Source organism: Gemella sanguinis ATCC 700632 (assembly GCF_000701685.1).
GTDB classification, from domain to species: domain Bacteria; phylum Bacillota; class Bacilli; order Staphylococcales; family Gemellaceae; genus Gemella; species Gemella sanguinis.
This window is the reverse complement of the sequence record NZ_JNJO01000002.1, coordinates 13,707-25,865: the sequence shown is the minus strand read 5'-3', so window position 1 is coordinate 25,865 and position 12,159 is coordinate 13,707. Positions and strand designations below refer to the sequence as shown.

General features: G+C 28.0%; 16 protein-coding genes. 8 read left to right on the top strand and 8 right to left on the bottom strand.

What is annotated here, in order from left to right; all coding sequences use genetic code 11:
- The first annotated feature begins 2 nt into the window (after positions 1–2).
- Both T369_RS08950 and T369_RS0101245 read left to right on the top strand, forming a co-directional pair.
- Positions 3–737, top strand: a complete 735-nt coding sequence (locus T369_RS08950) for a glutathione S-transferase family protein (RefSeq protein ID WP_031550689.1) — start codon at positions 3–5, stop codon at positions 735–737.
- A gap of 109 nt (positions 738–846) precedes the next feature.
- Complete coding sequence (locus tag T369_RS0101245; protein WP_031550686.1) at positions 847–1,335, top strand: hypothetical protein; 489 nt, start codon at positions 847–849, stop codon at positions 1,333–1,335.
- An 88-nt stretch (positions 1,336–1,423) separates the two neighbouring features.
- Here T369_RS0101245 and T369_RS0101240 read toward each other — a convergent pair whose 3' ends face one another.
- Together T369_RS0101240 and T369_RS0101235 are read right to left on the bottom strand one after the other, a co-directional pair.
- Positions 1,424–2,158, bottom strand: coding sequence for an HAD family hydrolase (locus T369_RS0101240; RefSeq protein ID WP_006363603.1), 735 nt, complete (start codon positions 2,156–2,158; stop codon positions 1,424–1,426).
- A 131-nt stretch (positions 2,159–2,289) separates the two neighbouring features.
- Positions 2,290–3,981, bottom strand: a complete 1,692-nt coding sequence (locus tag T369_RS0101235) for a M3 family oligoendopeptidase (RefSeq protein WP_031550681.1) — start codon at positions 3,979–3,981, stop codon at positions 2,290–2,292.
- A 278-nt stretch (positions 3,982–4,259) separates the two neighbouring features.
- Between T369_RS0101235 and def the strand changes: the two genes are divergently transcribed.
- From def to T369_RS0101215, 4 genes are all read left to right on the top strand, one after another.
- Positions 4,260–4,814, top strand: coding sequence for a peptide deformylase (def, locus tag T369_RS0101230; protein ID WP_031550679.1), 555 nt, complete (start codon positions 4,260–4,262; stop codon positions 4,812–4,814).
- Positions 4,815–4,938: 124 nt separating this feature from the next.
- Positions 4,939–5,376, top strand: a complete 438-nt coding sequence (locus T369_RS0101225; protein ID WP_031550676.1) for a YehR family lipoprotein — start codon at positions 4,939–4,941, stop codon at positions 5,374–5,376.
- A gap of 31 nt (positions 5,377–5,407) precedes the next feature.
- Positions 5,408–5,845: a YehR family lipoprotein gene (locus T369_RS0101220; RefSeq protein ID WP_031550673.1), complete on the top strand. Its 438-nt coding sequence runs from the start codon at positions 5,408–5,410 to the stop codon at positions 5,843–5,845.
- 36 nt (positions 5,846–5,881) lie between these two features.
- A complete protein-coding gene (locus T369_RS0101215) occupies positions 5,882–6,403 on the top strand; it encodes a YehR family lipoprotein (protein WP_031550670.1) in 522 nt (173 codons plus the stop codon).
- A gap of 30 nt (positions 6,404–6,433) precedes the next feature.
- Here T369_RS0101215 and prfB read toward each other — a convergent pair whose 3' ends face one another.
- From prfB to T369_RS0101185, 6 genes are all read right to left on the bottom strand, one after another.
- Entirely contained in the window at positions 6,434–7,552 is a 1,119-nt protein-coding gene (gene prfB / locus T369_RS0101210) for a peptide chain release factor 2 (protein WP_031550667.1), read from the bottom strand.
- 114 nt (positions 7,553–7,666) lie between these two features.
- Positions 7,667–8,218 (bottom strand): hypothetical protein, encoded by a 552-nt coding sequence (locus tag T369_RS0101205; RefSeq protein WP_031550664.1) that lies wholly within the window; start codon positions 8,216–8,218, stop codon positions 7,667–7,669.
- An 18-nt stretch (positions 8,219–8,236) separates the two neighbouring features.
- Positions 8,237–8,680, bottom strand: coding sequence for a DUF1307 domain-containing protein (locus T369_RS0101200; RefSeq protein ID WP_031550660.1), 444 nt, complete (start codon positions 8,678–8,680; stop codon positions 8,237–8,239).
- Between the two features lie 18 nt (positions 8,681–8,698).
- Positions 8,699–9,151 carry a DUF1307 domain-containing protein gene (locus T369_RS0101195; protein ID WP_031550657.1) on the bottom strand — a complete coding sequence of 151 codons (453 nt, stop codon included), beginning with the start codon at positions 9,149–9,151 and terminating at the stop codon, positions 8,699–8,701.
- A gap of 19 nt (positions 9,152–9,170) precedes the next feature.
- A complete protein-coding gene (locus tag T369_RS0101190; protein ID WP_031550654.1) occupies positions 9,171–9,602 on the bottom strand; it encodes a DUF1307 domain-containing protein in 432 nt (143 codons plus the stop codon).
- A 25-nt stretch (positions 9,603–9,627) separates the two neighbouring features.
- Positions 9,628–10,068 (bottom strand): DUF1307 domain-containing protein, encoded by a 441-nt coding sequence (locus tag T369_RS0101185; RefSeq protein ID WP_031550651.1) that lies wholly within the window; start codon positions 10,066–10,068, stop codon positions 9,628–9,630.
- A gap of 285 nt (positions 10,069–10,353) precedes the next feature.
- Between T369_RS0101185 and hrcA the strand changes: the two genes are divergently transcribed.
- On the top strand, positions 10,354–11,367 hold the full coding sequence (hrcA, locus tag T369_RS0101180; protein ID WP_031550648.1) for a heat-inducible transcriptional repressor HrcA: 1,014 nt from the start codon (positions 10,354–10,356) through the stop codon (positions 11,365–11,367).
- A 14-nt stretch (positions 11,368–11,381) separates the two neighbouring features.
- On the top strand, positions 11,382–11,948 hold the full coding sequence (gene grpE / locus T369_RS0101175; RefSeq protein WP_031550645.1) for a nucleotide exchange factor GrpE: 567 nt from the start codon (positions 11,382–11,384) through the stop codon (positions 11,946–11,948).
- Positions 11,949–12,159: the final 211 nt, after the last annotated feature.

The following is a 12,159-nucleotide window of genomic DNA, read 5'->3' as shown; positions in this document are numbered from 1 at the left end:
AAATGAAAGTTGAAATTATAGTTGCGTTAGTTGGGTTATTTGGAGTCTTAATAACTACAATAGTTAATACAATAGTTGTTAGTAAAAAATTAAACAGTGAATTAGATTTTATTACCGGTTGGAGGAAAGATTTATCACGAATAGCAGGGGAATCTGAAGTAAGTTTAGAAGATGTATACATAGTACGTGCGAAACTTAGATTTTCAAAAAAAGAAGAGAATTCCGAATATGTTAAAGTAATGAATTATATTATTGATGAACTTGAAAATATATTAGAAAAAGCTGAAGTGAAATTATCTGAAAAAAGCCAGAAAAAAATAAGATTAATCTGTATGTATTTGTTAAAAATACAATGGGAAAATAGAGAATATATGTTACCAAGAAAACCATATTTTAGAAGATTGTTTCCTTTGAAAATTAGAACTTATTGTGATGGATTTTATACAGAAATTAAAAATATTGAAGAAAATACAGAGGAGAAAAGTATGAATAAAGAAAATAAAGATAATACAGAAAGTATTAGTGATAAAGAGCCTAGTAACAATAAAAATAATTGTTGGAATTATGTGGTATGTCATTGTGTATTAGTAAAATTATTAATATTCCTCATAATTATTATGGGTATACCTGCTATTCTAATAAAATTTTTAGAATTAAATCAGGGTTGGAAAGATATTGTAATAATTTTATTAGTTGGTTTATTTAGTTTGTTTTATATATTAATAGAGAAAGAATAATATTATTGGATTGAAAATTAATAAATTAAAAAATTAATTAAAAAATTCATTAATTCCCTTATTTTGTCCAACTTATTTATTATACTAAATGTAGTAAGGAGGATTTGCTATGGAAAATATTAATTTAAAGGCATTAACTAATGTAGAAAGAATATTGATCGAGGAAGACTATGATTTTTATAATAAAAAGTACAATTCTCCTCTTTCTCATATTAAAAACAACTTTAACATATTATTTAAAAATAAAGAATTACCAGTTTTAGATAGAGTAAATTATTGTATTACTGTAAGTTTCTTTGGTGATATTTATTTTAGAAATGATTATGTTAAAATTACTTCACTAAGATATCTTTATAAACCATCAGGTTTGAAAATTTATTATGATGATATAAGAAGTATTGAATGTTATCCGAGAAAATGTATAATTAAGTATGTGAAAAAGGGGAAAGAAAAAGAATTTTCATTTTATTCTATTCATGAGAGTTATATGTTTGAAGGATGTAGATTATTAAAAAACGTCTTTAATACCTATAAAGATGAGAAAAAGATATCTAATACTTATGGAGTAAATATAAAAAGTAAGCTAGCATTAAGTTAGAAGTATTAAGTTAAGTCCTCTTTCTTTCTTTTTATTTTTCTTTTAAAAAACTCAAGAAATGTACATATTGTCATTCCTTGAGTTTTTTCTATAATTCTAGTATGTCTATGTCTGCTTTTGTTTTGTAGATAACATCTTTACGTTCAATAAGAATAGTAGCTTTTTTTGCTAGTTCTTCATTTGCTTTAATTTTAGTAAACAACTCTTTACTTGGATTCATTGCAACAGGATTACCAACACGGCGAAGCATATTGTAGTCACCATTTGTATCACCATAAGCATATGATTTATCTAAGTCTATATTATATTCTTCTACTAATCTGTCTATAGTTTTATTTTTACTTTCTGCATCCCACATCGGAATAACTTCACCAGTAAAATAATTATTTTTCATTATATATTTACTACCTATAGCAAGAAAAGCATGATGTTTTTTACCCATTGCTTCTACTAAAAAGTCGGGACTTCCTGAAATAAATATTATTAGATGTCCTTCTTTTTTATGTTTTTCAATAATATTACGTGTGTATTTATATACACGATCTGCTTTTAATTTCATAACTTGCTCTGTAGCGAAGTCAATATATTTTTTGTGTAAACCTGTAATTGCTTTTACATATGCTGCAGAAACATCAAATAAATAGTTATCATAATCTTCAAATCTTTTATCCCAATTTATGTAAGAATCTTTAACACCATTTACCCAAAAACGTTCATCAACAACTTCATATTTTATTAACTTTTTAAAGTGTTCATTCATTAGTGAATCTCTATGTAGAGTACCATCTATGTCAAAGAATGCTGCTATTTTTTTATCATTCATATTTTTTCCTCCAATCTAATTTATTCTATAATTCTACTTAATTAGCTTTTTAATAAATAAAGACATTATTTTAATTATAGAAGCTATAATTAAAATTAAATTAAAGAGCGAGGGTAACCTCGCTCTAATCATTAGAATTCAGTTGTGTCAACAGAATCAACGTATTTTTTAACTTCTGGCACTATAGTTTCAATAGTTCCATCTTCGAATGGATTTTTAAGAGAAGTTGCTTTGATTAACTCAGTAAATGGTTTAGTACCACCTAAACGGCAAAGGTGTAAGTATTCTTCCCATGCTTCTTTACTATTTTCTCTTGATTTATTCCAGAATTGAAGTGCACATACTTGAGCTAATGTGTAATCAATGTAGTAGAATGGGTATAAGAAAATGTGAAGTTGACGGTAGAAGAATAATCCTTCATTTAAGTCAGCAATCTCTGAGTAGTCACGAGATGGAAGATATTTTTTCTCAATTTCTAGCCATTTCATACGACGTTCATAAGGTGTTAATTCTGGGTTTTCATAAACTGCATGTTGGAATTCATCTACAGTTACACCATATGGTAAGAATTTAACAGAACCAGTAATATGGTAGTATTTGAATTTCTCAGTTTCTTCTTTGAAGAATAAGTTCATCCAAGGCCAAGTTAAGTATTCCATACTCATTGAGTGGATTTCACAAGCTTCAAAAGTAGGCCAAACGTATTCTGGGATAAAGTCTTTACTTTGATATACTTGGAATGCATGTCCAGCTTCGTGAGTTAATACTTCAACATCATGTGGAGTAGCATTAAAGTTAGCAAAGATAAATGGTGCTTTATAGTTAGGGATAAATGTACAATATCCACCACCAGATTTACCAGGTTTTGTATCTAAGTCTAATAGGTTGTTATCAGTCATAAATTTAAAGAATACATCTGTTTCAGGAGATAATTCTTTATACATTGTTTTAGCACTTTCAACAAGCTGCTCACGGTTTCCTTTAGGAGTAGGGTTACCAGATTTGAAAGTTACAGATTCATCGTGGAATGATAATTTTTCTAATCCAAGACGTTTAGCTTGTGCAGCTTTAAATTCTTCTACTAAAGGTACTACATCATTTAATACTTGTTTTCTATAGTTAGCAACATCTTTAGAAGTATAATCTGTACGGCGTAAACGTAGGTAAGCTACTTCAACAAAGTTTTCAAAACCAAGTTTTTTAGCAATACGTGTACGTACTTTGATTAATTTATCAAATAGATTATCGAATTGTTCTAAATTATCTTTGAAGAACTTAGCAACTGCTTTAGAAGCTTCAAGTCTAGTTTCTCTATCTTCATGTTGAGTATATTTCGCCATACCACTAAGGTTACGTTCTTCTCCATCAAATGGGATACGAGCACTTGCAGTAAGTTTAGTATATTCAGAAGCAGTTTTATTTTCTTCTTTTAAGTCTTCAATAATTTCATCACTAAATACTTTTAATGTTGTTTCTGTTAAATTGAAGTAGTGTTCTCCAATTTCTTTTTTTAATTCATCTTTGAATTTTGAATTATATATAGCTTTATCTACCTTACTATATAGAGCTGTTAATTCTGGTTTATAATCATCCCAGAAGTTTTGTTCTTCTTCATAGAAACTATCAGTAGTATCAATTGTATGTCTAATTTCAACTAAAACACTTTGTGTTTCTAAGTCTCTGCGTAGTGTATTATATTCATCAAAAACAGCTAACACATCTTTTGCAGAAGCAGCATCTAAAACTCTTTTTTCAATGTCTAATAGTTTTTTAGATGTTTCTTCTAAATTAGGTCTTGTGTATTTGTAATTTTCAAAAGTCATAAATAACCTCCCGTAAATTTCATTTAATAAATGTCAGTAACTATATAATAACACGAAAATAGTAAAATTACAAAAGCGAATTCATAAAATAAATTGTAGAGAATGTATCTTTATAAATATTTTAAATACTTTTGGATAAACTGTAGTGTATATAAATTTTAAATAAGCACTAAATACGGTAAGAATTCTATATTGTATGTAACTCTTCTTTGACAATATAAAGTATTTGTGAAATAATAAATAGTAAGAAATTAGTATTTAAATAAAGGAGATAAGTTTTGATTACAACAAAAGATATAATTATTGATCCTCATGAAACTCTAAGAAAAAGAGCAGAGGAAGTAAAAAGTCCAATATCTGATGAAGATAAAGAGATATTAAGAAGTTTATTGGAGTATGTTATAGCTTCTCAAGATGATAAAAAAGCAGAAGAATTAGGATTAAAACCAGGGATAGGTCTTGCTGCGCCTCAAATTAATGTTTCTAAACGTATGATTGCAGTACACATTCCAGATGAAGAGAATCCTGAATATACAGTATCTTATGCGCTATACAATCCTAAAATTATTTCTAACTCAGCGGCTAAATGCTATTTAGCTGGAGGAGAGGGATGCTTATCAGTTGAGGAAGAGAAAAAAGGCTATGTTCCAAGATATTCAAAAATCAAAGTAATTGGTTATGATGAAAATGATGAGAAAGTAACATTAGTATTAACTGACTTACCAGCAATATGTTTCCAACATGAAATAGATCATTTAAATGGAATCATGTTCTATGATCATATTAACAAAGATAATCCATTTGATGTTCCAGAAGAATACGAAAGATTATAATTTTTAGCTTGATAAATGGAGAAAACAATATTATAAAATAAATATGGGTAGTTTTATCGTTCTTTATAGTACTTAATACATTATAAAGATAAAAAAATAAATTTGATAAGGAGACATATTTCGAATGAAGAGAATATTGACGATTTTATCAGCAGTACTATTAATCTTTTTAGCTGGATGTTCATCAAAAGATGGTAGTAAGACATATGTTTTGGAAAAAAGTGGTGTTAAAACTGAAATAACTGTTTATTATGAGAGTGACAAAGTAACTAAACAAACAACAGTGAACACCATGAATTATGAGAAAATGGCAGTTACTAAAGATGAATTAAAAGACGTAGCTATGCCGGTATCTGAAAAATATCAAGGAATAGATGGAGTAGAACAAAAAATAGTTTTTGATGATGACAAAGCAGTTGAAACTCTGACTATTGATTATACAAAAGTAGATTTGAAAAAATTAAAAGATTTACCAGGAATGGATATAGATACTGATGTAGAAAGCGTAAGCTTAAAAGACACTGAAGAATCTTTATTAAGTCAAGGTTTTACAAAAAAATAGTAATTTTAAATTAAAAGGAGAATAAAAAATAATGAAGAAGATCATATCAATAATTTCAGCTATATTATTAATTTTTGTGGCTGGTTGTTCAGCAAAAGAACAAAGCTCTACATATGTATTAGAAAAAAATGGAGTAAAAATAGAATTAACATATTATCATGATGGTGATAAAGTATTAAGACAAACTGCAAATAATACAATGAACTATAAAGAAATGGGTGCTACTAAAGATGAAGTGAAAAAAGCATTAGAACCTTTGGCAAAACAATATCAAGGAATTGATGGGTTAGAGGAAAAAATAGATTTCCAAGATGACAAAGCAGTTGAAACTTTAACTATTGATTATACAAAAGCGGATAAAAGTAAATTAAATAATATTCAAGGTATTACAATAGATGGTGACAGTAAAGATATTAGTATGAAAAAATCTGAAGAACATTTATTAAGTCAAGGATTTACTAAAAAATAATATTTAAGTAATTTTCCATCAAAAGGGGTATAAAAAATGAAAAAAATTTTATCAATAATATCAATGGTTTTATTAATTTTTTTAGTAGGATGTTCATCAAAAGACAATAGTACTACTAATAATTCGCAGAATACTTCAAATGTTACAGAAAGTAATAAAAACAAAGAAGATTCAACTAAAAATGTAGAAGTTAGTAAATTTTATACTGAAAGAAATGGAGTAAAATTAGAAGTTACATATTATCATAAGGGAGATGAGGTGCTTAAACAAACGGCATACAATATAATGAACTACAAACAAATGGGTGTTACTAAAGCGAAATTTATAGAATATGCTAAGCCTATAATGGAAAAATACAAAGGTATTGAAGGGCTAGAACAAAAGTTAGATTTTCAAGATGATGCAGCTTATGAGACGATAACAGTTGATTATACTAAGGTAGATAAAAATAAATTAATAGGTCTCCCAGGTACTTCTGTTGATACTACTACTTCAGATGTTAGTTTTAAAAAAGCTGAAAATTATCTATTAGATCAAGGATATGTAAAAGTAAACTAGAATGATATATAGAAAAGAAGTGTTGTATTTTTACAACACTTCTTTTTCTTTCATATTATAGTGAAGATAAGCATCGATAAAATCAATAATGTCGCCATCCATTACTTTATCAACGGTAGAAACTTCATAGTTTGTTCTATGATCCTTAACCATAGTATATGGAGTAAAGACATATGAACGAATTTGAGATCCCCAACCTATATCTTTTTGTTCTCCACGAATAGATGCTAATTCTCTTTCTTTTTCTTCCAACTCTAATTGATATAGTTTAGACTTTAGATTCTTCATTGCTGAATCTTTATTTTTGATTTGACTTCTTTCAGCTTGTGACTGAACTACTATTCCCGTAGGAAGGTGAGTAATACGTACTGCTGAATCTGTTGTGTTAATATGTTGCCCACCAGCACCTTGGGCACGATAAGTATCAATTTTCAAATCATCATTGTTAATTTCTATATTAATTTCATCATCTGAAAATTCAGGCATAACATCAATAGAGGCAAATGAGGTATGTCGTTTTCCAGAAGGATCAAAAGGGGAAATACGAATAACACGATGCACACCTTTTTCACCTTTTAGTAAGCCATAAGCAAAATCTCCTTCAACCTTTATTGTCGCTGATTTTACTCCGGTGATATCACCTGATTGATAATTTAAATAACTGTATTTTAATCCTTGTTTTGAGAAGAATCTTTCATACATACGTAACATGATTTCTGCCCAATCTGTAGCATCAGTACCTCCAGCTCCAGCATGGATGTCCAAAATAGCATTATTATTATCATATTCCTCAGAAAATAGCAATCTAAAGCTAAAATCTTCAACACTATCTTTAAGGATTGCCACAGTTTCTTCTAAGTCAGCATAAATTTCTTTATCTTCTTCGTCACGTAGGAATTCAACCATTTCCTGAGAGTGTTCTAGATAGTCAATCATATTGGAGAATTCATCTAATTCTTTTTTTATACTCTTAGATTCTGTAACGAGAGCACTTGCATTATCACTATCATTCCAGAAATCAGCATCAAGCATCATGTTTTCAATTTCAGCCACTCGTTGTTCTTTATCTTCTATCTTTAAAGAGGTTTTAAACTCTGTTATTCTTTTTTCAATTTCTTCAAGTTCTTTTCTAAGCTCTATTATTTCCAAATTTTTCACCTCTATAACTTCTATTGCTTATTAATTATACTAAAATTATCTATAAGATACAAGCTAAGGTAAAAAATAAAGAAGCTAAAACTATTGTTTAGCTTCTATGTTAAGTTATTTTTTCTCTGTAACGCCAAGTTTAGCAAGAATTTTTTCAAAATTATCGATTTTTCTTGCATCATCTAGTGAACCATCAAAATTACCTAGGGCATTTTTTGCATCACTTTCAGAAATTTCATTTAAGTCTAATATTGCTTTAATAGTCAGATTATTATTTTCTTCTTTAGCTATTAATTTAAGACCTTTAGATTCTTCAATTATTTTTTCTTTAGTTTCTGTAGATTGCGTTGATTCTATTACATCATCAAACTTAAATTTTTCATTTTGCGTTAACTCTGAGATTGGCTTATTAACGAAAAGTTGAGTCATTTTTTGTGCTATATTGTTTTTATATTCAACTTCAACATCAATCATACTTCCTTCTTCAGAAATAACATAATTCTTAACAAGAACAGTATCTTTTTTTTCTGTATTTTCACTAGGTTTATTATTATCTTGTGTTTGATTTTCTATATTATTAGATTGCTTATCTTCTTTATTTGAACAACCCGTAAATATTAATAATATAGAAGAAAGTATTAAACTAGTTTTAAGGATTTTTTTCATACTATAAGTTACCTCCAATTATTTTTTCTCTTTCAAACCATTGTTTTCAAGTTGTTGTTGTACATTACTTAATTTACGTTCTTCATCAAGTGATGTTTTTTTAAACCCAAGTTTTTCTCTGTCTTTATCATAATTTATTTTTGTGAAATCTACATCATAGTTGATATTAATCTTATTATCTTTCTTTTCCACGCTATAAGTAACACCAACTACATCTTTTAGGTTTTCATCAAAGCTATTTTTAAATAAATTATAATCTTCATCTGGGTAAGTATCTTTAATATTATATGTAACTTTTGACGACATCTTATTGACGTTATCACCACTGTAAAATATAGTGACTTCCGTTGATTCTCCTTCACTGTTATTAGAAATAAATACCTTTTGTTTTTCGCTTGAACAAGCAGTTACTAAAAGTAGAGTGGCTAGTAATGGTGCAATAATTTTTAAAAATTTTTTCAATATTATATACCTCTTTCTTTATTTTTTTTCTTTAAAACTATTGTTAGTTAGGGCTTTTTCAACTGAGCTGAGTTTTCTAGCTTCGTCAAGTGAGTTTTCTGGAAAATTAACTGCAGCCTTATATTTATTAAAGTCTAATTTATTAAAGTCTGTTTCCCATGTAATATGAATTTTCCCATCTTTTTCCTCAACTTTATAAGAATATCCAGCAATATTATCAATTGGATGCCGATTATTATTTTTAATTGATTCTTTAATGGATTCTATTGCTGAGTTTATATCATCACCATCGACAGTCAATGTATTTTCAGAAACTACTTTATTTACTGAATCTCCTTTATAATAAATAGTTACTTGAAGATCTTGATTATCAATTGATTTCGTGTATACTTTTGTCTTTTCACTGCCACAAGCAGTTAATAAAACTAGCATTGCTAATAAGGGTGTAATTAATTTTAGTATTTTCTTCATGTGATTACCTCATTATATTTTATTTTTCTTTAAATCCTTTTTCTTTCATGTTTTTTGTAATTGTACTAAGTTTTCTTGCTTCTTCAAGAGAGTTTTCGGGAATTGCATGCACAGATTTAGCTTTCTCAAAATCTAGTTTATTATAATCAATTACATAAGTAATAGTAATTTTCCCATTTTTTTCTTCAACATTATAAGAATAACCTGATATATTTCCTATACTTTTTTTAAGAACCTCTTGAAGAAATTCAACAGAAATATTATTTTTATTATTAGTAAAAGTATCAACAGTGACAAATTTATTAACAGTATCATCTTCATAATAGAGCGTAGCTTTAATTTCATGATCATCTGAATTTTTTATAAATTCCTTTGTTTCTTCTTTACTACAAGCAGTAAATAAGACTAGTATTGCTAGTAAAGGTGTGATTAATTTTAGTATATTCTTCATTTATTTACCTCAATATAATATAGTGTTATTTTTTTTCTGTTGCTCCTGCATCTTTAAGATGATACTCGACAGTTTCTAGCTTTCTTTCATTTTCTAATGTATCTGAACCAGATAGGTGGACTCTTCCTTTATATTTTTCAAAGTCTAATTTATTATAGTCAATTTCAGTAGTAATAACGACTTTTCCATCTTTAATTTCTGCAGAACGTGTGTAACCATCAAAATTTGGTTTTTGAGAGATAGTAGATTTAATATTATCTAATGTAGAATCTAAATTTGCTTTGTCAGTAGTTAATGTTGAATTAGTAACAACTTTATTTACAGTTTCATCTTTATAATATATTGTAGTTACGTGTTCTTGTTTACCACTTTTTTCTGTATAAACTTTTGTCTTTTCACTACTACAAGCGGTTAGTATAAGTACGGCGGATAAAAGTAATGTACATAGTGTAAGTAATTTCTTCATCTAATTCCTCCTAGTGTATTTATATATTAGTATTTATTATAACATACTAATTATAATTAGTAAAAACAACCTTTATTTTTTTAACTTTAATTTAATAGCATATAATAAAATAACAAAAACCTTTATTTTAAGCCTTTTATAAGGATAGAAAAATAAAAGTCAAAAAAAGTCAAAAAAATATCAAAAAAACTATTGACTTTTTTTGACCTTAATGTTAATATAAATAATGTGATTAGCACTTAGATGTTTAGAGTGCTAAAAACAAAATGAAGATAGGTGATAAACATGTTAATAGATAGACAAGTACTTATTCTTCAATCTATAGTAGAAAATTTTATAACTACTAATCAACCGGTTGGATCTAAGCAACTTGCTCAAAGCATTGATTTTAGTTCAGCAACTATTAGAAATGATATGAGTAAATTAGAAAAAGAAGGGTTGATAAAAAAAACACATATTTCATCAGGGAGAGTTCCTTCTGAAAAAGGATATCGCTATTATGTAGATTATATAAAAAAAGATTATGAGCTTACTAGTAGCGAGAGTAAAAAGTTAAAAGAACTTATGAGTGATAAATATGTATCAGAGGATAACTATTTAGAAAAAAATGCTATAGTTTTATCAGATTTAACAGATTGTACGGCAGTTATCTTAGCGCCTACAAAAGCTGATAGACGAATTAATAAAGTAGAAGTTATACTCTTAAGTAGTCGAAGTATTTTAGTTATATTAGTAACTAATATAGGAGAGGTATTCCAACAAAACTATAAACTTGATGCAGATTTTACTGCGGAGGATATAGCGGAAGTGAATAAACTCTTACAAACTTACTTTTATGACGTAGATATGGCAACAGCCCATGTAATAATACATGGAGAACTTGAGAAGTATTTAAAAACTAAAGTTAATAATTACGATATGATCGTAGTTGCCTTAAATAGATTGCTTCAAAATAAAATAAAAAAAACTGTAGCATTAGGAGGTAAGTACAATTTACTAAAACAACCTGATATAGATAATGTAGAAAAATTAAAAGAAGTAGTATCGCTCTTAGAAGATGATAAGATTGTTGAGTTACTAGACCACAATGTAGAGGTTACTGATTCAGATACTTGTATAAAAATAGGTAAGGAATTAGAGCTTGAAAATATTGCAGACCTTTCATTAGTATCTAGTAAATATAACACATCAAAAGGTCAAGGTGTAATAGCCGTTTTTGGACCTAAGAGAATGGACTATTCAAAAATAATGACATTAATAGGATGTGTCAGAGATAATCTAAATAACAATTTGAAATAATTTAGGAGGTAGAGATGACTACTGAAGAAAGAAATGAAAACTTAGAAGAAGTAGAAGAAACTGTTGAAAATACTGAAACAACAGAAACTGAAGAAGAAGTTGTAGAAGAAAAAACAGCAGAAGAATTACTTCAAGAAAAAGTTGATAAACTAGAAGAAGAATTAAAACAATCAGAGGATAAGTATTTACGACTTTATGCAGAGTTTGAAAACTTTAAACGTCGTAAAAACAAAGAAATTGAAACAAATAATGTTTATAAAAGTCAAAAAGTTATTACTGAAATCTTACCTAGCTTAGATAATTTAGAAAGAGCATTACAGGTAGAAAGTGATAACGAGGAAATCAAATCATTACTAAAAGGTGTTGAGATGGTATATGAAGGGCTTTTAAATGTATTAAAAACAGAAGGAGTAGAGTTAATCGAAACAGAAAATGCTCAATTTGACCCAAATTATCACCATGCAGTAATGCAAGAAGAGGATAGCGAAAAAGAAAGTGGAGCAATTTTAGACACTTTCCAAAAAGGCTACAAATTAAAAGACAGAGTAATCAGACCAGCAATGGTTAAGGTTAATTCTTAATTCTTAATCCTTAGTTTTTTCGAACCTGTAAGGTGAAGAAAAAGTTAGGAGTAAGAATCGCACAGCTACACCAAGAATGAGGAGCGTAGCAACGAAATGATTGGGGTGTAGCCACTGCGCAGATACTTATTCAAAGAATAAGGAACGAAGTAGCGAAATGATTTGAAAGAATCAACTAATCCTTAGTTTTTTCGAACCTGAAAGGTGAAGA